The 25,350-nt window shown below is 33.8% G+C and carries 20 protein-coding genes and 2 pseudogenes; 19 read left to right on the top strand and 3 right to left on the bottom strand.

The window, feature by feature from the left end; genetic code table 11:
* The 15 genes from ICJ83_RS16195 to ICJ83_RS16125 form a co-directional block, all read left to right on the top strand.
* Positions 1–250, top strand: a 250-nt coding sequence (locus ICJ83_RS16195; protein ID WP_188231452.1) for a beta-galactosidase small subunit-related protein, incomplete at its 5' end; no start/stop codon positions are given.
* 16 nt (positions 251–266) lie between these two features.
* Positions 267–1,097: a glycoside hydrolase family 16 protein gene (locus tag ICJ83_RS16190; RefSeq protein WP_188231451.1), complete on the top strand. Its 831-nt coding sequence runs from the start codon at positions 267–269 to the stop codon at positions 1,095–1,097.
* Positions 1,098–1,118: 21 nt separating this feature from the next.
* Entirely contained in the window at positions 1,119–2,828 is a 1,710-nt protein-coding gene (locus tag ICJ83_RS16185; RefSeq protein ID WP_223154822.1) for a beta-N-acetylhexosaminidase, read from the top strand.
* Between the two features lie 381 nt (positions 2,829–3,209).
* Complete coding sequence (locus ICJ83_RS16180) at positions 3,210–4,433, top strand: site-specific integrase (protein WP_188231450.1); 1,224 nt, start codon at positions 3,210–3,212, stop codon at positions 4,431–4,433.
* Positions 4,434–4,838: 405 nt separating this feature from the next.
* Positions 4,839–5,447, top strand: a complete 609-nt coding sequence (locus tag ICJ83_RS16175) for an RNA polymerase sigma factor (protein ID WP_188231449.1) — start codon at positions 4,839–4,841, stop codon at positions 5,445–5,447.
* A 195-nt stretch (positions 5,448–5,642) separates the two neighbouring features.
* Positions 5,643–6,584 carry a FecR family protein gene (locus tag ICJ83_RS16170; protein WP_188231448.1) on the top strand — a complete coding sequence of 314 codons (942 nt, stop codon included), beginning with the start codon at positions 5,643–5,645 and terminating at the stop codon, positions 6,582–6,584.
* 124 nt (positions 6,585–6,708) lie between these two features.
* On the top strand, positions 6,709–10,149 hold the full coding sequence (locus tag ICJ83_RS16165; RefSeq protein ID WP_223154821.1) for a SusC/RagA family TonB-linked outer membrane protein: 3,441 nt from the start codon (positions 6,709–6,711) through the stop codon (positions 10,147–10,149).
* Between the two features lie 18 nt (positions 10,150–10,167).
* The gene (locus ICJ83_RS16160; RefSeq protein WP_188231447.1) at positions 10,168–11,766 is read left to right on the top strand and encodes a RagB/SusD family nutrient uptake outer membrane protein; all 1,599 of its coding nucleotides are present in this window, start codon (positions 10,168–10,170) and stop codon (positions 11,764–11,766) included.
* Positions 11,767–11,794: 28 nt separating this feature from the next.
* Positions 11,795–12,754: a DUF5017 domain-containing protein gene (locus ICJ83_RS16155; protein ID WP_188231446.1), complete on the top strand. Its 960-nt coding sequence runs from the start codon at positions 11,795–11,797 to the stop codon at positions 12,752–12,754.
* 30 nt (positions 12,755–12,784) lie between these two features.
* Complete coding sequence (locus ICJ83_RS16150; RefSeq protein WP_188231445.1) at positions 12,785–13,750, top strand: DUF5017 domain-containing protein; 966 nt, start codon at positions 12,785–12,787, stop codon at positions 13,748–13,750.
* Positions 13,751–13,835: 85 nt separating this feature from the next.
* Positions 13,836–14,927 (top strand): SGNH/GDSL hydrolase family protein, encoded by a 1,092-nt coding sequence (locus tag ICJ83_RS16145; RefSeq protein WP_188231444.1) that lies wholly within the window; start codon positions 13,836–13,838, stop codon positions 14,925–14,927.
* A gap of 6 nt (positions 14,928–14,933) precedes the next feature.
* Positions 14,934–15,878, top strand: coding sequence for a glycerophosphodiester phosphodiesterase family protein (locus ICJ83_RS16140; RefSeq protein ID WP_188231443.1), 945 nt, complete (start codon positions 14,934–14,936; stop codon positions 15,876–15,878).
* A gap of 15 nt (positions 15,879–15,893) precedes the next feature.
* A complete protein-coding gene (locus ICJ83_RS16135) occupies positions 15,894–17,084 on the top strand; it encodes an Sb-PDE family phosphodiesterase (RefSeq protein ID WP_188231442.1) in 1,191 nt (396 codons plus the stop codon).
* Between the two features lie 23 nt (positions 17,085–17,107).
* The gene (locus ICJ83_RS16130) at positions 17,108–18,373 is read left to right on the top strand and encodes a hypothetical protein (protein WP_188231441.1); all 1,266 of its coding nucleotides are present in this window, start codon (positions 17,108–17,110) and stop codon (positions 18,371–18,373) included.
* An 87-nt stretch (positions 18,374–18,460) separates the two neighbouring features.
* On the top strand, positions 18,461–19,300 hold the full coding sequence (locus tag ICJ83_RS16125) for a phosphodiester glycosidase family protein (RefSeq protein WP_188231440.1): 840 nt from the start codon (positions 18,461–18,463) through the stop codon (positions 19,298–19,300).
* A 63-nt stretch (positions 19,301–19,363) separates the two neighbouring features.
* On the opposite strand, the gene ICJ83_RS16120 is transcribed toward ICJ83_RS16125, so the two are convergent.
* Complete coding sequence (locus ICJ83_RS16120; protein ID WP_188231439.1) at positions 19,364–21,064, bottom strand: T9SS type A sorting domain-containing protein; 1,701 nt, start codon at positions 21,062–21,064, stop codon at positions 19,364–19,366.
* 334 nt (positions 21,065–21,398) lie between these two features.
* On the opposite strand from ICJ83_RS16120, the gene ICJ83_RS16115 reads away from it, so the two are divergent.
* The 3 genes from ICJ83_RS16115 to ICJ83_RS16105 all read left to right on the top strand — a co-directional run bounded on the left by ICJ83_RS16115 (position 21,399) and on the right by ICJ83_RS16105 (position 23,351).
* Positions 21,399–22,286: a hypothetical protein gene (locus ICJ83_RS16115; protein ID WP_188231438.1), complete on the top strand. Its 888-nt coding sequence runs from the start codon at positions 21,399–21,401 to the stop codon at positions 22,284–22,286.
* Positions 22,287–22,464: 178 nt separating this feature from the next.
* Positions 22,465–22,761, top strand: coding sequence for a hypothetical protein (locus ICJ83_RS16110; protein WP_188231437.1), 297 nt, complete (start codon positions 22,465–22,467; stop codon positions 22,759–22,761).
* Between the two features lie 110 nt (positions 22,762–22,871).
* A complete protein-coding gene (locus ICJ83_RS16105) occupies positions 22,872–23,351 on the top strand; it encodes a hypothetical protein (protein WP_188231436.1) in 480 nt (159 codons plus the stop codon).
* A gap of 175 nt (positions 23,352–23,526) precedes the next feature.
* Here ICJ83_RS16105 and ICJ83_RS16100 read toward each other — a convergent pair whose 3' ends face one another.
* Both ICJ83_RS16100 and ICJ83_RS16095 read right to left on the bottom strand, forming a co-directional pair.
* On the bottom strand, positions 23,527–24,855 hold the full coding sequence (locus tag ICJ83_RS16100; protein ID WP_188231435.1) for an Ig-like domain-containing protein: 1,329 nt from the start codon (positions 24,853–24,855) through the stop codon (positions 23,527–23,529).
* A 143-nt stretch (positions 24,856–24,998) separates the two neighbouring features.
* Positions 24,999–25,172 (bottom strand): annotated as a pseudogene (locus ICJ83_RS16095) (IS3 family transposase); the annotation flags it as partial.
* On the opposite strand from ICJ83_RS16095, the pseudogene ICJ83_RS17020 reads away from it, so the two are divergent.
* Positions 25,172–25,327: pseudogene (locus ICJ83_RS17020) on the top strand (site-specific integrase); the annotation flags it as partial. The pseudogenes ICJ83_RS16095 and ICJ83_RS17020 overlap by 1 nt on opposite strands.
* Between the last annotated feature and the right edge of the window lie 23 nt (positions 25,328–25,350).

Raw genomic sequence — 25,350 nt, 5'->3', positions numbered from 1 at the left:
ATTTTTAGGTGAGCAACCATTTAATTTTTCAGCGTTAAATTATAGTGAAGAAGATTTAGATTCAGGAGAAGAAAGGACTCAAAAGCATGCAGGTGAGCTTGATGCAAGAAACGAGGTTTTTGTAAATATTGATGGATATCAACAAGGACTAGGAAGTATAAACAGTTGGGGGAGATTACCTATGGATCAGTATTTATTACCTTATAAGGATTATACATATTCTTACTGGATGATTCCTTTAACAGAATAAACAAGAATATATATACATGAAGGAAGTATTTAGAAATTTTATAATAATTACTATTACTTGTTTATTTACGTCTTGTTATTTCAAAGACACAATCTCTAAGGAAAGGAATACAGCTAACTATATATTAGTATTTGAAGATCAGTTTGAAGATTTTAAACCCGAGTATTGGAGTCTTTACCCTTCTCAAAACACATTTTCTCCATGGAATCGATATGTGGTAAATGATAGCAGTTTGGCAGAGGTGAAAAATGGTCACTTACATATCAAGGCGAGATGGAATAATGAAAAAGATTTACCAGAAACAGGAGCTATACAGACTAAGGATAAATTTAGTTTTAAATATGGTAAAATAGAGGTTAGAGCAAAATTTTCACGATCAGGTCAGGGAGGCTGGCCAGCTATATGGTTGATGCCTCAAAACCCACTATTTCCTGGATGGCCAGATGGGGGTGAAATTGATATTATGGAACGTCTTAATAATGATACTTTCGTTCATCAAGTAGTACATCAAAGTGATAATAAACTCAATTCTATATCAATAGGGAAAACACCTGAGATTTTACCTGCTGATTATAATATTTATAGCGTGGTGAAGTTACCTTATAGAATTGAGTTTTATATAAATCATGAATTAACAATGGTTTATGAGCCTAAAGACGATTTTGTTAAACGATGGCCTTTTGAAACAGATTATTATATTATTTTAAATCACGCTTGTGCAGATAAAGGTCAGTCCGGCATTGATTTTTGGCCCGGAAAAGTGAATGCTACAGAAGGATTTCCATATGAGATGGTAATTGATTATGTGAAAGTTTGGAAGTTAGTAGATGAAAATCAAAAAAAATAAACTTATATAAACAACATAATAATGATTAAAGCGCACTTTTTAGTTTGTATTGCAATGTTATTCTTGTCTTGTGGTAATCCCTATAAAGATTATCAAAACAAGGATTCAGATTATCAAATTATCCCTAAGCCTACTTCATTAGAAAAGACTAAAGGACGTTTTTTAGTATCGCCAAATACTAAAATTATTGGTCATTCTGATTTACAAAACGAAGGAGAGTATCTAGCAGATTTGTTAAATCATGTCTCGGGTATAAATGTTAGTTTTGAAACAAAAGGAGCAGGAAGTATTGAATTAAAATTAGATAATAATCTTAAAGATGAAGGTTATACATTGACAGTTAATCACGATAAAATCCTTATTACGGGCAAAACACCGAAAGGTGTTTTTTATGGGATTCAATCTTTAAGACAATTACTTCCAGCATCTATTGAAACGGAAGTGAGTAACATAGATGATTTAACTATACCAGCAGTAAGCATAAAAGATAATCCGAGATTCGTTTACAGAGGTATGCACCTTGATGTGGGACGCCATATGTTTCCTGTGGATTTTATTAAAAAGTATATTGACTTAATTGCTATGCATAAAATGAATACGATGCATTGGCATTTAACCGAGGATCAGGGGTGGCGTATAGAAATAAAAAAATATCCAAATCTCACTAATATTGGATCCAAACGATATGGAACTATAAAGGGGCACCTTCATCGAGAAACTGGTAATGACGAAAAAGAATATGGAGGCTTTTATACTCAAGATGAAGTGAAAGACATTGTGAAATACGCTTTAGACAGGCATGTGACTATTATTCCGGAAATAGAATTACCAGGTCATGCCAGTGCAGCTATAGCATCCTATCCTTATTTGAGTTGTTTTCCTGATGAACTTACTCAGGTCACAAATGATATGGGGTCTGTTGCAGGTAAAGAGGTTCAAGCTAAAGGAAATCCGAAAATTGTTCAGGAAACTTGGGGTGTTTTTGATGATGTGTTTTGCGCTGGAAATGAAAAAACGTTTGAGTTTTTAGAAAACGTATTTGCTGAAATAATCCCATTGTTCCCATCAGAATATATTCATATAGGTGGCGACGAATGTCCAAAATCCAATTGGAAGAGATGTACTGATTGTCAAAGTCGAATAGCAGATATTAATTTGTCTGATGAGCATGAATTACAAAGCTATTTCATCCAACGAATAGAAAAACATCTTAATGCTAAAGGAAAAAGAATTATTGGTTGGGATGAAATTCTAGAAGGCGGTCTAGCTCCGAATGCAACAGTTATGTCTTGGCGAGGAGAAAAAGGAGGCATAGAAGCTGCCAAGCAAAAGCATAATGTGATTATGACACCAGGTTCTCATTGCTATTTTGATCATTATCAAGTGGGTAAAGACGAGCAAGATAAGGAGCCTTTAGCTATTGGAGGGATATTACCTGTTGAAACAGTATACAGTTATGACCCAATACCATTGGAACTAAGCTCTGATGAAAAGAAATACATTCTTGGAGCACAAGGTAATGTTTGGACAGAATATATGAAATCCACAGATTATGTTGAATATATGGTTTTACCAAGAATGACAGCTTTATCTGAAGTTGTGTGGACACAGAAAGAAGGTAAGAATTGGGAGGATTTTAAAGAGCGTTTAAGAACTATAAGAGCTCGTTATGATGCTTTACAACTTAATTATGCTAAACATGTTTTTGATAATATAGATTATTCGAATTAATAGGCTTAAATGTTTTGGACGTTCTGTATTATAGAAAGTATATAAATACTAATATTAACAACAAATTGCTCAACAGAGTTTTTATAAATTTTTGAAAAAGCTGGAAAATAAAGGGGTAGGAGCATGGGTTTAAATCCTGTCGCGATCACTGATACACTTATCAAAAACTTTTAAAACTCTGTAAACCGTATGATTTACAGGGTTTTATGTTTCTAAGGCCTTCTAATTTGATTGAAATGATAAGAAATTTAATGTCAACACCGCGGTCAACAGTTTAAAAAATACAAAAAGTGTTGACCGAATTACGACTTAAAATGCTTATTTTTAGAATGTTGATTTGATTTTCGTCTTAAAAAAATGTTTAACTAAAAGACGATTATTATGAGTACGCGCTCTACGTTTAACCTTTTGTTTTGGGTTAATACTTCACGAATTAAAAACAAAGAAGTGTCGCTTTATGCGAGAATTACAGTTGATGGTAAACGAGCTAATATTAGCTTGCAACGACGGGTTCCACTCTCTAATTGGGATTCTAACAAAGGAAAGGCTAAGGGGAGTAAGCGAGAAGCTAAAGCCTTGAATAAATATTTAGATCAGGTAAGAGCTAAAATTTATCAATCTTATGAAGATTTAATAAGTGAAGATAAATTAATTACCGCTCAATTGATAAAATCACGTTTCCTAGGTGAAGATAGAAACTTTAAAACATTTTTGGAATTATTTGAATATCACAATGAAGTTTCAAAGGAAAAATTAACCAGTCATACTTTGAGGCATTATAAAGTGACTCAGGGGTATTTGAAGAAATACCTAGATATAAAACTAGCGACAACTGATATTAGGCTAAGTGAGTTAAGTTATGGTTTTATTGTAGATTTTGAATACTTTATTAAATCCTATCAGCCAGAAGATCATCAAAGAAAGATGAGTCATAATACAGCTATGAAACATCTTCAAAGACTCAGAAAAATGGTGACTATGGCTTATCATATGGAATGGATGGAGAAAGATCCCTTTGTTAGGTTCAAAACTTCCTTTGAGAATAAAAGAAGGGAGTATCTTTCCGAAACGGAGTTAAGGAGCTTAGAGACGTTTAACTCAAAAGTAGATCGGCTTAATTTAGTGAGAGATCTTTTCTTATTTAGCTGTTACACCGGAATTTCTTTTATTGATATTCATGATTTGACAACAGGGCAAATTATGTTAGGCATTGATGGTAATGTTTGGGTAATAAGTGAACGTCAAAAGACAAGTACATCAATTAGAGTTCCTTTGTTGCCAAAAGCGAAGGCATTGATTGAAAACTATAAAGAACATCCAAGAGTTATGAATTCAGGGGGAGTATTTCCGAAGATATCCAATCAGAAAGTTAATAGCTATTTAAAGGAAATTGCTGATTTATGTAAAATTAATAAGAATCTTACTTTTCATATTGCTCGACATACTTTTGCTACCACCATTACATTAAGTAATGGGGTGCCAATAGAAACAGTTTCAAAACTATTGGGGCATACTAAAATTGCAACCACTCAGATTTATGCCAGAGTATTGGATCAAAAGGTAAGTGAAGATATGGGGAAACTTAAAAAGATATTGTCTCAGTAAAGAATAATGATTTCAACATGTTTGTTATAGTACACAATTTTATGGTTAATAGTTATTGTTGTGTATGTCTAGTCCTGAAATGAGGCTAGAAGTTAAGCATATTTTTAAGAAGTTAATTTGTGTGAAAAAAACGGAAATAAAGAGCCGCTTGCGGCGGAAAACATTGAGTATAGTTGAAATTTAAGTAAAGACTTGCTTAATTATGCTTTATATCAAGAATTAGGCTGAGGCATTAAGTCCGCTGTTTATGGTTCTCGGTTTCCATTCTATCCAGTATAAGTTATTATTTCTAACTATTTCGAGTTGCTTTTACGATTAACAATATTAAAATTTTGGTTATATATACTTAAAGAACGCTTAACATAAAGGTAATGAAGAGGCTTTAGTTTTGCTATTCTAAGAATAATGCAAATTTTTCAGATGGACTCCAGTATTATAAAGTTAATTAGAGAAGGTAATGAGAGAGGGATGCGATTGCTTTTTGATAATTATTTCGACGAACTTTATGAATTTTGTTTTCGCTTAACAGATAACAAGGAGGAAACTGAAGATTTATTGCAAAATGTTTTGATTGATATCTGGAATTCTTTAGGTCAACGAGATATAGAAAACTTAAGAGCTTATCTTTATCAGATGGTTAAATACAAAGTGTATAACTATTGGTCTAAGAAAAGGGATATATCAGATATATCTGAAGCTTTTTACGAAATTGTAAGTTCTGAAGAAGTTTACAATCTTTTAGAAGTTGATGATTTACAAAATGTAATTGATAAAGGAGTTGCCTTATTATCGCCAGCTTGCAGAAGAGTTTTTGAACTTAGTCGGTATGAGGAACTTTCTCATGATGAAATTGCACAGAAATTAAATATTTCCAAACAAACCGTTAAAAATCAACTTTCAATAGCTTTAAAGGTTTTAAAAGAACATTTAAAAGCTCAAAACTACAATGTTGAGCTTGTTAAAAATGTTGTCATTACTTCTAATGTTTTAGCTTTAGTTAAAAATCTTTTTTAGACCATCTACATCATAAATGCGTTTATAAGCAACCTCACTTTTGTTTGTTAAAGATAAGTGAAGTGTTATTTAAATGTTATTCAATTTAATAAAAAGCGCTTTAATGTTAACTTATAGTAAAGTTCTACTTTTCTTATAGTACGTTTTATTTTCTTCAAACACTTTTTCATTAAACTGTATAAAACATAACTGTAAATGGAAGAAAAGGAAATTAGAAAATTATTAAAAAGGTCTGCCGAAGGTAAAGCAACACAAGAAGAGCAGGTGTTTTTAGATAGGCTTGTATCTAAGAAATTAAAAGACTCTGAAAATATAAGTAAGCATGTTACACCTAATAAAGAACAGGTTCTTAAAAATACCTTAGCTAATATTAAATTCAGAAAACGCCTTCAAGCTGGTCAAAATTTTATGAAATATGCCGCTGTTATTCTTTTATGTCTAACTGTTGGGTATACATTTTTTTACAACACCACTTTAAATACAGAGCAACAAGTTAAAAGTTTTGTTGAAGTATATACACAGCAAGGCGAACGTAAAACCATTACACTTCCAGATCATTCAACTTTGGTTTTAAATGCTAATAGTTACTGTAAGTATCCTGAAAATTTTCCCAATAATAATCGTGAAGTTGAATTAAAGGGTGAAGGATTTTTTAATGTTTCTCATGATAAAAGCAAACCTTTTATAGTTAAAACTAAAGATCTAAATACAACAGTTTTAGGTACAAGTTTTAATATTAAAGAAGATACTTTAAATGTTTCTGTAACCGTTTCTACCGGTTGTGTACGCGTAGATCAGGCAAACTATAAAACGGAGGCCGCCATCTTAGTTAAAGACAAACAATATTTACTTGATTTAACAACGAATACTTCTCTGGTATCTCAGGTAAATTCTGAAGCATTAAGCGATTGGAGTCGAAACATAATTAGTTTTAATAACAGAGAACTCCCTGAAGTCTTAACACTTTTAGAGCAATGGTACGGCGTTACTATAAATAATAAGTCCAACAATTTAAATGGCAGAACGCTTAATGGTAAATATCAAAACAAATCTATTAAATACGTTTTGGATGATCTTAAGTTCATGTTCGATATAGATTATAAAATTCAAGGAAATAATATAATAATAACCGAATAAATAATACCACCAATCATGACCGTAGTTTAAAAGCTTATAACAACATAAAAAAAACCGGAAGTTGTTGGCGCAATCCCGGTTTTAAAGAAATTAAAAAACTTCTTAAAAGAATTTACGTAAAAGTATGAAATTATATCAATTAAGTAATGTAACAAAAGATAAAAAGACTTTTGTTACAAGATTAATAATGCTGTGTTTGCTCCTTAATGTTTTAAGTGAGATTAATGTACAAGGACAGACAAAACCAAAAGGAAAATATACAGTCGATTTTAACCAGACTTCCTTAAAAGCTATTTTCTCTAAATTAGAAAATATTTCTACCTACAATTTTAGGTATACTGATGATATTGCAAATGATGTAAAATTATATTCATTTCAGTTCAATAACAAATCAATAGAATTTATTCTCGATCAAATTTCACTTAAAACAGAATTAAAGTATAAAATTGATGGTACGAATGTATCGTTAAAATCTGCTCAAAAGAAAAAAGTATCAGGAATAGTAACCGATGCTGAAACAGGAGAGGTTTTAGTTGGCGTATCGGTTTATATAAAAGATTCTAATGTCGGAGCTTTAACCGATTTTGATGGGGTTTATTCTATTGAGGTCCCGGAAGGTACTAAGTTAGCCTTGTCTTATCTAGGTTATGCTCCTAAAACCATAGAAGTAGGATCTGAAAACACTTTAAATATTACTTTAGATTCGGAGAATACCGAATTAGATGAGGTGCTTGTAGTTGGGTATGGTACGGTTAATAAACGCGATGTAACAGGTTCTGTTGGTACCGTAGATATGGAAGATCTTGCAAAGGCACCCGTAATTTCTTTCGATCAGGCATTGGCAGGTCGTGTAGCTGGGGTTCAGGTATCTTCAATGGAGGATGGTCAACCAGGTTCAGAAATGAATATTGTTATTCGTGGGGCTGGCTCACTAACTCAAAGTACACAACCGCTTTATGTTATAGATGGTGTGCCTATGGAAGACCCTATAAGTTCAGCTTTAAATCCAGATGAAATTGAATCTATTACAGTTTTAAAGGATGCTTCGCAAACAGCTATTTATGGAGCAAGAGGAGCTAACGGGGTTATTGTTATTGAAACAAAACAAGGACTGGTAGGAAAGCCGGTAGTAAGTTATAGAGCCTCTGTGGGGTTTGATAATGTCTATAAAACAATGGATATGATGAGTCCGTATGAATTTATTGCCTACGAGATTGAAAGGGATCCAACATTGCGAAGCACTTACTTATCAGATAACCGTGATTTAGATTACTACAAGCGTGTACCAGGTATTGACTGGCAGGATAATTTATTTAACACAGGTTCAACAACCATACATTCCGTTGCGGTAAGAGGTGGATCTGAGGATACCAAATATTCTATCTCCGGATCGTATACAAATAATGAGGCGATTGTTGTAAATACAGGATTTGAACGTGCTCAGGCAAGGTTGAAATTGGATCAAAAACTTGGAAAAAAAGGGGAGTTAGGTGCCAACATTAACTTTACAAATCAAAAGGCTTACGGACAAATTGTTGGCCGAACCGCTTCGTCAACCAACACGGCTATTAATGGGTATTTGTTATACTCTGTTTGGGGATACAGGCCTGTTACAGGGATTGATAACGGGAGTTATGATTTCGATTTAGAAAACGAGTTAGTAGATGAAGACGCTTATGAAGACTCAGGGATTTTTACCATAAACCCGGTAATTAACGCTGAAAATGTATTAAGAGAAAATACAATCAATACACTTACTGCGAATGGTTATTATAGGTATGATATTAATAAAAATCTGGAATTAAAAATTACGGGTAGTTACTTTAATAGATCAGGTAGAAATGATCAGTTTTACAATAGTAAAACACATAGAGGTACACCAATTCGTTTAAATAATACCAATGGAATAAACGGTTCGGTTTCTCATTCAGAACAGATAAACTGGGTAAACGAAAACACCATCACCTGGAAAAAATATGTAGGTGAAAACCATTATTTTAATGCTGTTGGAGGGTTTGCTGCGAGTGGAAGTAAGTCGAATACTTATGGTTTTACCGCCATAAATTTACCTAATGAAGAATTAGGTGTTAACGGTCTCTCTGAAGGTGATTTACAAACATCAACCTCTGATGCTAGTGGCAATACGTTAGCCTCATTTATGGGGAGGTTAAACTATAGATTAGCTTCTAAATATTATTTTACCTTAACGATGAGAGCCGATGGCTCTTCAAAATTTCCCACAGTAAATAAATGGGGATACTTTCCTTCTGGAGCTTTTGCCTGGCGTTTGAATAAGGAAAAGTTTATGGAGGCTGTTAATTTTATTTCTAATGCAAAACTTAGAGCCAGTTACGGAGCTACAGGAAATAACCGTGTAAGCGATTTTGCTTACCGATCGTCTTTGAATTTTAGTGATCTTAATTCGTATTCCTTCAACAACCAAACATATACAGGGGTGGAGTTGTCTTTGGGGAACGATAAGTTAAAATGGGAAACTGTAAAGCAGTTGGATTTAGGATTAGATCTTGGGTTATTTAAGGACAGGATCAGTTTAGAAACTGATGTGTATTTAAAAACCACCGACGATATGCTTTTAAGAACCCAAATTCCCGGATCAAGTGGTTTTACTAGTGTTTATACAAACATAGGAAGTATAGAAAACAGAGGTTTAGAGATAACTTTAAATACGGTGAATGTGCAAACACCAAGTTTTTCATGGCTTACTAATTTCAATATCTCTTTTAATAAAAACAAGATTTTATCGCTTTCAGATGGTGAGTTGAGTCGTTTCTCATACATCAATTCGTTTTCAAACCGTATGGCTGAAGAGCCGATGTACATTGCAGAAGTAGGTGGACCTGCGGCTATGTTTTACGGGTTAATCTGGGATGGAAATTATCAATATGAAGATTTTGATCAAGTTGGTGATACATATGTTTTAAAAAGTAATGTAGCAACCAATGGCGATGATCGTAGTGTTATTCAACCAGGAGATATTAAATATAAAGATTTAAATGAGGATGGTGTTATTGATGCTTTCGATAAAGCCGTAATTGGTAACCCAATTCCGAAACACATCGGAGGTTTTTCAAATGTGTTTAATTATAAAGGGTTGTCTCTTAATGTCCTGTTTCAGTGGTCGTATGGAGGCGATTTAATGAATGCGAACCGCATTATTTTTGAAGGAAACCCAACAAGAGTGCGTCGATTAAATCAGTTTGCTTCTTATGCTAACCGTTGGACCCCGGAAAATCAAACCAATGAAATGTATCGTGTGAATGGTGAAGGACCAGAAGTTGTTTCGTCTCGCACCATTGAAGATGGCTCGTATATACGTCTTAAAACCTTATCGTTAGGTTATAATTTACCCGAAAGTTTCACGTCTAAACTAGGCGTAAACAGCTTAAATGTGAGTTTGTCTGCCCAGAATTTAATCACATGGACGAAATATTCGGGAATGGATCCAGAGGTTTCAGTTCACAACTCAGTTTTAACACCAGGGTTCGATTTTTCGGCTTACCCGCATGCCAGAAGAATTGTATTCGGACTTGATTTGGCATTTTAATTATTAAAAAAAATAGAAATGAAAAAGCATATTTTAATAATACTTTTAGTTTATTCAGGTTTAATCTTTACACTTCAATCCTGTTCAGATTTTTTAGAAACCGAACCAGAAAGTTTTTTAGAACCTGAAGATTATTATAAAACGGAAGAACAACTGTTTACGGCCTTAATAGGGGTGCACAATACACTTTCTGATACCCGAGACAGTAGTCCGTTATACGGAGGTGATTATATTCATCAAATGGGAACTGAAGGCGAGTTAGGGTATTACAGACATACGCCACAACGTAATATTATTTCACAATTTCTTTATAATCCATCAGCACCATCGCTTTCTAATGTGTGGGATAGATTGTATCAAGGCATAAATCATGCAAATTACCTTTTAGAGAGTATAGATAATGCCGAGATGGACAACGAAGTAAATAGAGATATTTTTAGAGGTGAAGCCTTGTTTTTAAGAAGTTATTTTTATTTCATGCTGACTTCACATTTTGGTGATGTGCCACTTGTATTAAAGGCAACAAGAACAGCCGAAGAAGCCAGAGAATTGGTGCCGCAATCAAAATCGTCTATTATTTATCAACAAATAATTGAAGATATGGAGAAAGCATTCGATTTGGTTCAAACAGCCTCAAAATTAGGGTATGGTGGTCGTATAAACAAATCAGCAGTTGCTGGTATTTTGGCTCGCGTAAACCTACATTGGGCAGGCTATCCAAATAATGAAGTTAGCCGTTATATTGAAGCTAAAAAATGGGCGGCTACAGTTATGAATCCTTCTTTAGTAGGTACACAGCATGCTTTAAACCCGTCTTACGAACAGGTATTTATTAATTATGCTCAAGATACTTACGATGTTAGTGAAAGCATTTGGGAAGTGGAGTTTTTTGGCAACAGAACAGATCATCCGCGTCAGGCTGGCACGGTAGGGAATTATAATGGTATTCGCAGTTCGGCAGCTTCAGGAATTGGAAATGCGAACGGAAATATCAGAGCGACAGCAACTTTGTTTTTTATGTATGAAGATGGAGATTTGAGGAGAGATTGGGCAATAGCACCATTTGATTATAATGATGATGGCTCGAAGGAATATAGAACCGATAACGAAACTCAAATTTGGGGACGTTACGCCGGAAAATATAGAAGAGAATATGAGTTGGTATTACCTAAAACTTCATTCACGCCAATTAACTTTCCTATGTTGAGATATTCCGATGTGCTTTTAATGTTTGCAGAAGCTGAAAATTATTTAAATGGGCCAACAGAGGAAGCGATTAATGCAGTGAATAGAGTGCGAGCAAGAGCACAAGCTCCACTACTTGAAGGTGCTAATTTACCAGTAGATCAAACCGAATTTTTCTTATTTCTAAAAGAAGAGAGAGCCAGAGAATTATGTTTTGAGTGTTTAAGACGCGGCGACCTTATCCGATGGAATGATTATGTAGAAAGTATTGAAGCGATGGTTTCAACGTATGAATACAGCACAACAGTGTCAGCGGCAACAAAGACGTTAATTGTGAATTTAAAAAATGTAGCACCAAAACACATGCTTTGGCCTATCCCAACAAAAGAATTAATGTTAAATAGTTTATTAGTTCAAAACGAAGGCTGGTAAATAAAATATTAAAATGATGAAGAAAACAATGTCAAAATTATTAACGCTGGTATTATTTTCAGCTTTGTTTTTTGGGTGCGAATCTGATAGTGAAACAGTAGGTGTTTTTCCCGAAATCGAAATTACCGATTATACTCTTGAAAAATTTACAGATTCAAATGGAGATCCTTTTTGGAAAGTTAAATTCAATATTCAAGAAGATGCCGATTATATAGCGCTATACTCAGGCGAGTTTGGATACGATTATAATTATAAAGACGGCAGAATTGTTGAACTTGATGCCCTGAATTTTTCTTTTGCAACCAATTGTGGTTTCGGAGGAGGTCAAGACCCAAGAAACCAATTGTCGGTATTAATGTCTACTGATTTTAATGGAAGTTATGATTATAACAGTGTGAAAATTTCAACGTGGACAGATATTACCGAGCAGTTTTATATTTCGCCATTTATTAATGGTGATGAAGAATTTCACGCTTCAGGCGTTGCTAATTTAAGCGAATTTATAAAATCGTATCAGTCGGTGTATTTGGCTTTTAAATACAAGACCTTAAATCAAGATGAAAACGGTATTTATACAACCATTAAAATAAGAGACTGGTCTGTAAATAGCGAAAGTGAATTAGGTCAAACAGATTATGAACCAAGCTGGGAAGTGGTAAAAACAGGATTAGAAAACGGAACAAGAAGTTACATTAATACCAACGATCCTGTAACCCTTTGGTGCCGAGGTAATCATGGAACGGCAGGGTCAGATTATAAAACAGCGGAGACCGAAGCTTGGTTTATATCTGCGGCGTTTCCAGTTGGTGCTGAAGATTTGGGTAAAGATCAATTTGTAGCTGTTAAAGCTATTGGGGATATCCCTGTAACATCATTTATTGAACGTTACTATGAACCAGGGGAATATGAGGCTGTGTTTGTAGCTCATAAAACCAATACCGAAAAACCTGTGTTAGCGAAAATTAAAGTAGTTATTCCTGAAGAATAACATCTGCTTAATAAAGAAAAAATGATAAATATGAAACAATTATTAAATATACTGTTCATTTGTTTAGTGGCTTCAATAAACTTGTCTTGTGAAGATGAGTATGTAATTGATGAGCCAAAATTCAAGATAAAAAATTATAAAGTTGAAGATGTTGATACCGGTGATGGTATCGTGAAAAAAGTAACTTTTAATTTTGATGAAGAAGCCGATATCATCTCTTTTTATTCAGGTGAAGAGGGGGCTGAATTCAAATATAGAGAAGGGAAGGTTGCAAGTATAGAATCGGTAGATTTTTCTTTTGCTTCCAGATGTGGTTATGGAGAGCAAGACCCCTTGTCGCAATTTTCGGTAGTAGCTTCACCAGATTTTAATGGTAATTACAATGAAGAGAATATTCACGCAGCCACTTGGATAGATATTACCGATAGATTCGATTTTAGTATGCTTACTGTTGATAATACAAATTATGATTCTTCAGGACAAGTAGATCTACAGGATTTAATGGATACTTATGGTTCATTTTATCTTGCTTTTAGATACATAACACCAAATCAGTTTGAAAATGGAATATATGCCGCTATTAGATTACAAGGGTGGCGTATGTATAGCGAAACAGATTTGTTTGGTCTGGCAGAGGTTGATCTAGATTGGGGCTTGGTTGAAATTGGTAACTACAGATCTGGTAGAAATGTAATTTCTAGTTCGACTATTACATTAAGAGGTAACCATGGGAGTTTTACTACCATAAATGAAGAAGAAATTGCTTGGTTAACCGACGAAACCGAGGCTTGGGTAATAAGCCAGAAATTTGAAAAGAAAATGGATTTAGGTGCTGATAGTTCTTTGCCTATAAAAGGCGTTGGTGATGCTAAATTAACGTCTTTTGTTCATGAATATAGTGATTCAGGAGAATATGAAGTGACCTTTTTAGCAGCTAATGCTAACATTGAAAATTATAAAAAAATATATAAAACGATTACTGTTGTAATTCCTTAACGTAGATTTTTTCATTTTCAGCTCGTCAACAATATATCGTGGCGGGCTGGATAAAAAAATGCTTCAAATAATAATATAATTGTTTATGAAATACACATTACAAGTAACTCTAACCATATTTGTTGGGGTTTTATTTTTTGGTTTAAATGGTTTTGCTCAAAAATCTTCAGATATAAAATATTATCCATCATCTAATTTTACAATGGTTGGAAAAATTATGGATACAGATAAACCATTTCATCGTATTGATACAGCGAAGTATTCTAATATTCCAGAACACATTAAAACCCGTTTAACGCGTTCGGCTGGTTTAGCCATTTCATTTAAAACCAATAGCAAATCAATTCACGCAAAATGGTGTACAACAAGTAAATATCCAAGTTCAGGAATGACTCCTATTGCTTTTAGAGGATTAGACTTGTATACTAAAATTAATGGTAAGTGGCAATTTGCGGGGGTAGGACGGCCTAAAAGTGGCGAAAACTCTAGTGAGGGTAAATTAGTAGCGAATTTAAATGGAGAACAACGTGAATACTTATTGTATTTACCTGTGTATAGCGAAACCACTAGTTTAGAAATTGGTGTGGAAAACACGGCGAAAATTACAGCAGGCGATCAGCCTTTTAATAAACGTATTTTAGTATATGGCTCTAGTATTGTTCAAGGAGCAGGAGCTAGTCGTCCAGGAATGGCATATACTTCTCGTATGTCCAGAAATACAGGGTTTAATTTTTTAAATTTAGGCATGTCAGGTGTTGCAAGAATGGAAAAAGAAGTCGCTAATATGGTGGCCGATATTGAGGCCGATGTCTATTTATTAGATTGCATTCCAAATAGTAGCCCAAAAGAAATAACCCAACGTACAGGAAACTTAATAAAAACTATCCGATCCAAAAACCCAAATGCGCCAATTATCTTGATGCAAAGCGTAGTAAGAGAAATAGGGTTTGTTGATGAGAAAACCGGAGAAAAGGTGAAAATGCAAAATAAAAATGCCTATGATGAATTTATGAAATTGCATCAGTCTGGTATGAAAAATATTTATTTCATATTTGGGAATGACTTTCTTGGAGACGATCACGAAGGTACGGTAGATGGAACGCATCCTAACGATTTAGGTTTTGATAGAATGATAAAAGCCATTACGCCTCAAATTCTTCCAATTATAAACCAATAATTAGAAATGAGATATTTTAAATTATTATTTGGGCTAATTGTTCTTAGCTATTTTGGTTGTAAACAAGAAGCGCAAGAAGAAAGCACGATACAGCAGGTTGCTTTTAAAGCTTCGAATAGTCAAGATATCAATCAACTTATTGAAAAATTAGAAAAGGCCAAAGGCAATGATATTTTAGTAGCGGCACATCGTGGCGATTGGCGTAATTCCCCGGAAAACTCATTACAGGCTATACAATATTGTATTGATATGGGAGTAGATATTGTAGAAATTGATGTTATGGAAACTAAAGATGGCGAACTTATTTTAATGCATGATAAAACAGTAAATCGCACCACTAAAGCCAAAGGATTGGTTAAAGATTTTACCTTAGATAGCATTCAGCAATTGGTGCTTACCAATGGTATTGGAGGGAAAACATCTCAAACGGTTCCAACGCTTAAGGACGCCTTGTTATTATGTAAAGGGAAAATTCTGGTGAACTTAGATAAGAGTTATGACATATTCTACAAATGTTTAGAAGTTGTAAAAGAAACAGGAACCTTAAATCAGGTTATTTTTAAAGGAGTAAAAACCTTTGAAGAAGTGGAAGGTGATTTAGGAAAACACTTAAACGATATTTATTTTATGCCTATTATTAACCTTAAACGTTCGGGAGCTCAGGATACGATTAACAAGTATTTAAAATTTAATAAACCTATTGCTTTTGAAATTAACACTCCTTTGGACACATTCGAATTAAAAGAAAGGTTTTCAAAAATAAGAGCACAAGGATCTTCTGTTTGGATGAATGCTTTATGGCCAAGTTTAAATGGCGGTCATGACGACGAAAAGGCCATGCTAGATAACTCAGTTTACGATTGGTATATTGAAAACAATGTAAATATAATACAAACCGATAGACCTCAGGTATTACTTAATTACTTGAGAGAGAAAGGTAAACATAATTAATTAATAAAAGAGATAGTGAAAAAAAAGATATTTAAGAATAGCCTGAAATTTGTTTTACTTTTATGTATAACAGTATCAGCACAAATACGAAATGAGATAAATATTCCAGATATTCCCGGGTATAAAACCTTGAAGGGGGATTTTCATATTCATACCGTGTATTCCGATGGACGTGTGTGGCCAGACATAAGGGTACAGGAAGCCTGGCATGATGGTTTAGATGTTATTGCTTTAACCGATCATATTAATTATAAAGGACCTGTATTACAAAAAGCGGTTAAGTTTGAAGATGAAAACTTACCACATAGAGATGCTGAAGTTATAGCAGAGCGTCTTGGAATAACTCTAATAAAAGGATTAGAAATCAATCGTTACAAAGATCCGGTTGGGCATTTTAATATTCTTTTTTTAGAAGATATTAATTTGCTAAAACCAGTTCAAGGAGATTTATTGGAAGCTTTCAGAGAAGCAAAAAAACAAGGAGCCTTTATTCAGTTAAATCATCCGTTAGAAGGACAAGGAAAGAACCCACATTGGCAGGAATTTCATAAACAGGCTTATGACGAAAAGCTTTTAGATGGACTTGAAATATTTAATAATAAAAAATTGCATGAAGAGGCTATTCCTTGGGCAATCGAAAATAAATTAACTATTACTTCTACTTCCGATATACACTATCTGGTTAACTTAAGTCATTTTGAAGTACATAGACCTGTAACCTTAATTTTTGCTAAAGAAAACACTGAGAAGGGCATAAAAGAGGCCATGTTCGAGCGTCGCACAGCTGTTTACTTTGCAGATACTATTATAGGGGAGGAGAAGTTTTTGAAACCCTTGTTTTCGCAGTCTGTAGAATTATTAGACCCAGCGAATGTGGTGTACCGTAAAAAACGTTATGCGCAATTAAAAAATCATACTGACATTCGTTTTGTATTAGAAAAAGTGAGAGAAGATAAGGTAGTTGATTTGCCAAAAAAAAATACACTATTACCAAACACAACCAATCTCTTAGAGTTTAAGGTGAAGGACAGTAAGGGAATCGATAAGCGAGAATTTAAGGTGACTTACAGGGTGATGAATTTTAAAAAGTTGACAGGCGAACCAATTGAGGTAGAAATGGTTTTTAATAAAGAGAAACAAGAAGTAAAATTAAGAAAAGCCTTAACCCCTAAAACAATGGCAGGAGGAAGTGAAGAAGAGGAGTAGTAATCACCAGTAAATCTTTAAATATGAAAAAAATAGCCATTTTTATTTTAATCATCTGTTCAGTTATGTTTATTGGCTGTTCTAAGGAAACCATTGAAACAGAACCTAAGGAAGAAATAATTACTGATTCTGTAGATGATTCAGAAGCATTACAAGAAAATAATTCAGTGTATTCAATCGCAGGAGCAGCATTAGATGTTCGCGTGAGCTATCAAGATAAAGTAGATGACTTTTTTATCGGATCACGCCGTGCCACTTATTTACAACCTACAGGAATCACCTTCAATAAATCAGCAACTTTAGAAAATAATTTAGTAGGCATTAATGGTTTTAATGTGATTTATGATTATTCTGGGTTTTCATGGGATGCTATCGACCAAAATACAGAAACCTGGTACCCTCAAGGAATAACAGGTTTTAGATGGGGGAACAGGCGATTTATCGCTGTATCTTGGTACTCTAAATCTGCACACGGATCACGGTTATCGCTTTGCGATATAACAGATATGAACAATGTGGTTTATCGTAATATTTTATTAGTTAGAAAGTCTGGTGGCAATTTTGCAGGGACTTCCGAGAATTTTAATAACACATCTTATACGCAGTACAATGGTTATGCACCTAATTTTGTACATGCTGGAGGACTGGCTTATTATAATAGGAAATTATATGTTACAGGTAGTAGCACTATAGATGAATTTGATTTAGATAAAATTATTGAAGTTACTGCAAGCGGCGGCGGTGGAAAAATAGGTTATAGTAGCGCCGATGGTAAGATGTATGCCTTTGGGTATCAATATATATTACCGCGTATAGCGAGCTACACCGTAGATAGCTCTCATAAACCATTGTCGGCAATGTCTTTAAGTTATAACACCAATGGAGATCCGAGAATCAATATCGGAAATTACTATAATTTAAGTTCTACATCAGGGCATGCTTATGTCCATTCATTTGCTTTAAATTCAGATGGTACAATTAACACATCGGCCAACGTTAGAAAAATAGATCCAATAGATACCGATGGAGGCTATGTAAACCACATGCAAGGCTTATTCGCTAAAGATGGAATATTTTACTTTGCCGTATCGGGTAAGTCTGAATATTACGATTCTACGTCCAGATTACTTTTATGGGAATACGGAACTCAAAACACGAAACGTTATCGTTTTCCTCATGGTACAGAAGGACTGTATTATTCACCGTATTATCACGATTTATGGGGGCTTATGGAGCACCCGGGACAAAGAGCTGTATTTGGACTTCCGTTAAGCACATATAGTTTTTAAGTTAAAGAAAGTAAACATTATAAAAACACTATTCAATTTGGGTAGTGTTTTTTTAATATTAATTTTTAGATTAAAAAATAAAAAAGAATGAAGAAACAAATTTTAATACTGGGGTTACTAGCAATAAGTATAAAAGGTATGTCTCAACAAAAAGTTGAAGAGTTCTCTTTGAATATTGAAGATATTAATTGGAGAACAACTAAGATCATTGAAGGAGTTGAGGTGAGAAAAGCCTCAGCAAATCTTTTCGATTCGCCTCAGGAAATTAGTATTGTTGATATAGATACGACTTTAGCAAAAGTGAAATACGATGTTGGAATGGCTAAAGTTATGGAAAGGACATCAGTCCAAGCCAAAGCAAAAAATGCAATTGCAGCTATTAACGGTTCTTTTTTCAGAAATCATAGTGAGCCGCTTGGAGAAAGTATGCATTTTATAATGATTGATGGAGAAGTTAAAGCACATACGGTTAAAACAGAATATTTAACAAGAGCTACTGGTGTTATTACCGTTAAAGAAAATTACATAGATATTTCAAACTGGAATAGTGACAAGGAATTAGGTTATAATGATAAAGCTGATGATGTTTTAGTTTCTGGTCCACTTTTAATGGATGATGGAAGGCTATTGCATTTAAGCTACGCTTCTTTTAATACGAAGCGGCATCCAAGATCGTTTATGGCTTTTGCAAATAACCATTTACTTATGGTGGTTGTAGATGGACGTTCAGAAACAGCTGCAGGAATGACTTTAAATGAAGTTTTAATGTTTGGAAAGTTTATAGGATGTACCGATATAATAAATCTTGATGGGGGAGGTTCCAGTACCTTATTTGTAAAAGGTTATGATGACGATGAAATCGTTAATACACCTTCAGATGGAAAAGAGCGCTCTGTAAAAGGAATTTTTTATGTAACGATACGGTAGTTAAAAATTAATGAAATAAAAAAACCGGCGTTCTGCCGGTTTTTTTTGGTTTTGAAAGACCAACTACTTAACAAGCACTTTGAAGGTTGCGCTATTTTGGCCGTTATTAATATGTATCATTACAAACTGATTTTTACTAACAAAATTTAAGTCTAAATCGTATTTGTTGCTTTGTTTTTTGATTTGGTTTAAAGATTTAAGGGTTCTACCAGTAATGTCAAAAACGGTAATAGTCAGGTTTTCATAAGTGAAATTATGTCCTAGATCTAAAGTTATTTTTCTGTCTGTAGTAGGGTTAGGGTATAACTTTAAACCTGCTGCGAAACCATTTTTATCAATACTTAAAGTTCCGTCAAGAACAACTGCTCCTATACTTATTTTCCCTGAGCGAGAGACATTAGCTTGATCCATTGAATATATTTCAGAAGGAATATTAAGTGCATCACATACTGTAGTTAATTCTGCCAAGGACATTCCATTGGTAATTGCAGGATTATTTGTTCCTGTTAGAGCACAAATGTTACCATCGAATGTGCCTAACATAGTTGAAGCATCAAAATCTGAAGAAATAGTGCTGCCACTGGCGTCTAATACATCTGCTCCTAATATCATTTTGTTATTGGTTTCAATAGCTCCCGGTCTCACAGTTCCTGTAGTATTTGTTCCACTTATAATAGAATTGTAAAGATTTAATACCGTTGTGTTGGTGTACCAAGCCACTTCATAATTTGCTTCTCCACCTGTAAAGGTTGAACTTATAATATAAGCTGTAGAAACACCATTATTAGAACGAGCCAAGATAGAGGCTGGGTAGTAATCGTTAGCAGTAGTAACTTTATTACCATAAAATGTACAGTTTACAAAATTTCCAGTAGAGCCTAAGTGCAAATACACACCAGCACTATACGTACCACTTTGATTATTAGCTACTGTAGAGTTGTAAAGATTTACGGTTGATCCTTCAGAATACAAAGCTCCTGATTGTCCTGCATAATTTACGTTACCAGACAAGTTACATTCGTTTAAAGTAGCAATTGAATTCACGACATATAAACCTCGACCAAAGCCAGTATTGGTAGTGTCTTCGTTGTTATCAATAATATTACAGTTATTCATAACTAAAACAGATTCATGGGCCGAAATAGATCCTCTTGATCTTCCCCCGTTATGACGAATGGTACATTGGTTCATCTCAACATTAGAAGCATGAATGGCTAGTCCTCCTCCAAAAGAGTCGAAAATATTAACACCGTTAATTTCTAAACTTCCTACATAGTTTGCATAGCCATCTTGAATAGTTAACCCTTTAAATATAACGCTTTGTCCGCTTACAATAGGAGCCCCAATAGTTACTACGCGTCTCATACGAACAGAGCCATCTCCATTAATATCACCACTTAAAGTTGTAGTGTAACTTTCTGGGGAGGCATCTATAGTTTCATCGGTAATTGCAGCTGGGTATCCAGCAATTAAATGAATGTTTTTAGAAATTTCAAATGTTTTGTATAACCCATCGTCTTCTGCAGGAGTTACAGAGACATTATTTGTAGGTACATAAGTGCCTTCTGCAATATGAATCATGTCTCCATCGTTAAGCGTCATGCCTAGTGCATCAGTAAGAGTAGTTGCATTTTCCCAACTAGAACCGTCAGATGTACCAGCAGCCGATGTTTTTACATAAATGTTTTGTTGTGCATTAACATTAGGGGTAAAAACTAAAAATAATGACAAAGTTAAAGTTGATAAAAGTAATTTTCGTTTCATTTTAAAAGGTTATTAATATGTGTTTTTTGCTTAGTTAAAATAGAATGCCTGAATGATTCTTTTTATTTAAGTTCTTGTTAAAATAAAAGCGTACTATTCGAAATGTTTTAATTAACTGTTTGATAATAAGTATGCTTGTTTGTTAAACTTTAGTTTACAATTGAAGATAATCTATTTAAGGAATCGAGTGTTTTTGTATTAGAAGAATAGCTTACTTTGTGTATGCTTTGAGTATAAGTGTAAAAAACGGAAATACAGAACCATCTACAGCGGATAAAATTGAGCATAGCTAAATTTCAAGTAAGCCCTTATTTAATAATGCTTCATATCAAGAATGAGACTGGACCATTATATCCGCTGTAGATGGTTCTCGGTTACCGTTCTATCCAGTATTAAAGTCTATTTATTAGATGATCTGGATGTTATAGAGAAACCAGAGGAACCGACTTTGGAATTACTTAAAGAAAAGTACCGTCATTACGATTACACAGATGAGGAATTACAGGAGGATTTAGATGAGGTTCTTAAGGATTATCATGAGAAACATCAATCCTATAATTCGGCAATTGATAATGGTTTTGTGAAAGGGATAGTGTTTCATCCGGAATCATACAGGTTTAAAGATTGCTATGTCAAGATAAAAGATATTGAGACCAGTGATTCCAGTAGTCATACCATACCTGTTTCAGAACGTAAGATGGCCGACTGTACACCAGAAGAACAAATCATAAAGATTAAAGAACGTGAACAGCGTAAACAACATATTGAAAATAATAAGCTGTTTGAACAGGCTACTTCAGAAATCAGAGAATCAGGATATCTTGATTTGGATAAGGCATTATCAAAAGATGAGATGATTGCCATAACCATATCACTATTTGAAAACAATGTGGGCTATATCCAACAGCAAAAGTATCATCTGGAGTTTTTCGGAAATACATCAAAGATGAGTAAGGAAGAGATCTACAAGGACTTCAGAACTCATTTCAAAAAAGAAATTTTTAATAAACTCATCAGGTTCTTACTAATTAAACAGGTGCATTTTGGAGAAAGTAATCATACCAACAACTTGACTAATATCGCTTTTTATCAGGCAATGAAAGGCTTTTATAAAGCTAAAATGGAAAGTACAGAACAGAAATTTGAAAAAGAGACCCAGACCAGAGCTGAACGCATCCAGGAACGCATCGTAAAGCTGGAGCAGAAAGCACAGGCTGAGTAGCTTTTGTTGTCGAAAGAGAAATGAGTAGAGATACTGGTTTCTCTTTTTTTTGTAAGACTATAGGATATCAGTATTTTAACTGTACATTTGTAGAGTGAAAACAGGATTTAAATTCATATTGGGTATACTATTAACGGCCATCTACAGTTGTATTTTTATAACTGTACTGAATCTGTCAATGTCCCATAAGGGACAGGTTGACACTAACCATGAATTTAAGCAGGAGTGGACCAAGGTACCATCGTATTCTCTGATTCAAAATCTGGATTTTGAATATGCGGTAAATGGGAATCCTGAACACTTTACACCTTTGGAATTATCCAAGGTATCTGTTTCTCCGATTATATTGATGGTTCACAAATCCAGTGAAGCATCTTTTGAGGCTATCTTTAAACAATATGGGCAACTGTCCTTAAGGCGTCTTATTAAATATCGAAAAATAGACGGTATCTTTCCTTTTCATTATTTCTGGTAAGTTTCATGCTTACATCTAATATGAATCATACGTCATATTAGAACGATTAGACTATATAGGCCATATGTAACTTTGGCCAAATCATTTGTGGAATTTTATCAATAAAAATAATGGAAATAGGAACAACTATAACCAGTATAACTTTGGTGTTGATTTGTGCAATGCCATTTGTTTTGTCTTCTCACGGAAGAAGAAAACGCGAAAAACAGACCTTAAATAATCTGAAACAATTTGCTTATGAACATGGGCATGCCATTGGGAATTATGATAATTGCGGAAACTTTATAATCGCGATAAATTTTGATTTTACCATGGTGTTTTTTCAGAACCTTGTCAATGGAACCTCTGAGTATCATGCTATTCCTCTAAGGGATGTGAAATCCTGTTTGGTGCATAAAAATTATAAAACCATTGGACATGGAAAACATCATCAACAAAGAATCGATCAGCTTTATTTATATTTTGAAATGAAGACTAATGAAACCCAGAAGCTTTTATTTTTTGATATTAATGAAAATGTACAGCTTTCAGGAGAACTCCTGGTGATTGAAAAATGGCGTACACGCATTAATGAATACATAACAAAATAATAGTATATAAATTGGTTAGTTAAAAGGTCGTCTGAATAGTATATTCGTGCGACCTTTTTTATAATAATTTTGTGAAAGTTAGTTTAGTAATAAATAGTTACAAAAAAACCTCGTGAAATTTATAGTCACGAGGTTTGTTTAGTTTTAAATGTTGAATTGGTATTATAGTATCAGCTTATTGTTTTTCTAATTCAAAATATAAATATTCGTCAGGACCACTATCTCTATCTGCTATAACTATTTTAAGATTGCCATTTTGTTGTAAATCAAAAGTCATAAACATAGGTACCACGTCAGCTCCGCCATCGAATAATAAATTAAAATAAATTTCGGATTCAGTTTGGAATTCATAAGAAGAAGTTTGATTAAAATATTGTGGGTCTTGTTGAACAGTTTCAACTAATTTAACGGTATCACAAATTGGATTTCCAGTAGTATCAGTTTGATATTCATAGGTGTTATTTGTTTCCTCATCAACGTACGAAATGCTTACATTGTTAGCATCAAGTGAAAAGGAAAAACTTTTCATGGTGTATGTGCCTCCAATTTGATCACATAAAGTTTCTAAATAAACATTTTCTACAGTTCCAATTGGTAAGTTGTTGCAGGTTATGGCTTTCCATGTTCCGAAATAAGGGTTTTCCTTACCTGTACCAGTAACTTGTATGCTCGACAGAGTATTATTATATGCATCTTTAATAACAATTTCACCTGAATATTCTTTGACTTCAGTAGGGGTAAAAATAATGGGGATAATTTGTTCCGAGCCTGCCGGTAAATTGGTTTGAAATTGTTTTGGAACAAAATTATCTGGGAAACTAATATTATCAGTGATGTAGAAATCTTCATCACCATTGTTTCTAATTTTCAAATCTAAAGTCTTAGTAGCATCAATTAATACGTCGCCAAAATTTAAGGCACCTTCAAATATAATAGGACTTAAAATGCCTTTCCCACTAACTTCAATTTTGTTGTTTTCTTCATCTATATCGTTAATTACGACAATTTCTCCTTGATAATCTTGTACTTTTGTTGGAGAAAAGAAAATATTTATAGATTCAGAACTATTCGGAGCAATAACTGTTTTTTCCCAATCTGTTGAAAAACCTTCAGGGAAAGAAATGCTACTAATATTAACCTCTTTACTTGATGTGTTTGTTATGGTTAAGGTTCTTTGAGGTTTTGATCCTAAAGCTACTGAGCTAAAATTTAGGTCACCTACTAATTCGATACCCGTTTTCTTTACTCGGATTGGGAATGTCGTTGAGGCCTGATTATAATTGTCGGAATATGATAATTTTAGTTTTGTATCAATGTAAGATCCTTCAACATCACTCGGTTTATTTATTTTTAATTTAATTTTAAGTTTAGAATCTTCAGTAAGTTCAAATACCAATAGAGATACATTTGAATCTTCAATGGTCGCACCAATATTGTTAAAGATGTCGGAGGTTATAGTTTCACTTATTGCTGTACTGGATTCCGGTAAACCTGGCATTTTCATTAAAGGTATGTTTGAAAAGAAAATATTATCGTTTACAAAAGTGATAGCATCATTTAACTTGTTTATTCCTGTTTTAAAAGTGGATAAACTTGTAAAAAATGAAACTGGACTTGCAACAAAAAACTGGACAAATAGTTGAATGACTACGCCGCTAGTTTAAGGTTATACATGTCTAATTCAAATTCTCTTATAGTTTTATTCCCTAAAAAGGAATGTCTTCTTCTATTGTTGTACCAGGTTTCTATCCATCCAAAGTTGGATAACTCCGCTTCAGATCTCAACTTATAATTGTGCCTATAAACCCATTCTACCTTTAATTTCAATCGGTGTGCCGATTGAAACGGTGTCGAAACTGCTTGGACATGCTAAATTATCAACGACTCAGATTTATGCTAGGGTAGTGGAGAATAAAATAAGTGAGGATATGGAAAGTTTACATAATAAGCTGGAAAAACGAAGCGCTGAGATTTAGAAATGACCTTAAATCAATATTTT

The sequence above is a fragment of the Aestuariibaculum sediminum genome (assembly GCF_014596945.1).
In the GTDB taxonomy this organism is placed as follows: domain Bacteria; phylum Bacteroidota; class Bacteroidia; order Flavobacteriales; family Flavobacteriaceae; genus Aestuariibaculum; species Aestuariibaculum sediminum.
The sequence above is the reverse complement of the archived record's forward strand: the minus strand, read 5'-3'. Positions and strand labels throughout refer to the sequence as shown.

Bases quoted from the DNA above. Each gene is read 5' to 3' on its own strand.
- ICJ83_RS16190 (WP_188231451.1), top strand. From the start codon at position 267: ATGAAGGAAGTATTTAGAAATTTTATAATAATTACTATTACTTGTTTA.
- ICJ83_RS16185 (WP_223154822.1), top strand. From the start codon at position 1,119: ATGATTAAAGCGCACTTTTTAGTTTGTATTGCAATGTTATTCTTGTCT.
- ICJ83_RS16180 (WP_188231450.1), top strand. From the start codon at position 3,210: ATGAGTACGCGCTCTACGTTTAACCTTTTGTTTTGGGTTAATACTTCA.
- ICJ83_RS16175 (WP_188231449.1), top strand. From the start codon at position 4,839: ATGCAAATTTTTCAGATGGACTCCAGTATTATAAAGTTAATTAGAGAA.
- ICJ83_RS16170 (WP_188231448.1), top strand. From the start codon at position 5,643: ATGGAAGAAAAGGAAATTAGAAAATTATTAAAAAGGTCTGCCGAAGGT.
- ICJ83_RS16165 (WP_223154821.1), top strand. From the start codon at position 6,709: ATGAAATTATATCAATTAAGTAATGTAACAAAAGATAAAAAGACTTTT.
- ICJ83_RS16160 (WP_188231447.1), top strand. From the start codon at position 10,168: ATGAAAAAGCATATTTTAATAATACTTTTAGTTTATTCAGGTTTAATC.
- ICJ83_RS16155 (WP_188231446.1), top strand. From the start codon at position 11,795: ATGTCAAAATTATTAACGCTGGTATTATTTTCAGCTTTGTTTTTTGGG.
- ICJ83_RS16150 (WP_188231445.1), top strand. From the start codon at position 12,785: ATGAAACAATTATTAAATATACTGTTCATTTGTTTAGTGGCTTCAATA.
- ICJ83_RS16145 (WP_188231444.1), top strand. From the start codon at position 13,836: ATGAAATACACATTACAAGTAACTCTAACCATATTTGTTGGGGTTTTA.
- ICJ83_RS16140 (WP_188231443.1), top strand. From the start codon at position 14,934: ATGAGATATTTTAAATTATTATTTGGGCTAATTGTTCTTAGCTATTTT.
- ICJ83_RS16130 (WP_188231441.1), top strand. From the start codon at position 17,108: ATGAAAAAAATAGCCATTTTTATTTTAATCATCTGTTCAGTTATGTTT.
- ICJ83_RS16125 (WP_188231440.1), top strand. From the start codon at position 18,461: ATGAAGAAACAAATTTTAATACTGGGGTTACTAGCAATAAGTATAAAA.
- ICJ83_RS16120 (WP_188231439.1), bottom strand. From the start codon at position 21,064: ATGAAACGAAAATTACTTTTATCAACTTTAACTTTGTCATTATTTTTA.
- ICJ83_RS16115 (WP_188231438.1), top strand. From the start codon at position 21,399: ATGAGACTGGACCATTATATCCGCTGTAGATGGTTCTCGGTTACCGTT.
- ICJ83_RS16110 (WP_188231437.1), top strand. From the start codon at position 22,465: ATGTCCCATAAGGGACAGGTTGACACTAACCATGAATTTAAGCAGGAG.
- ICJ83_RS16105 (WP_188231436.1), top strand. From the start codon at position 22,872: ATGGAAATAGGAACAACTATAACCAGTATAACTTTGGTGTTGATTTGT.
- ICJ83_RS16100 (WP_188231435.1), bottom strand. From the start codon at position 24,855: ATGAAAATGCCAGGTTTACCGGAATCCAGTACAGCAATAAGTGAAACT.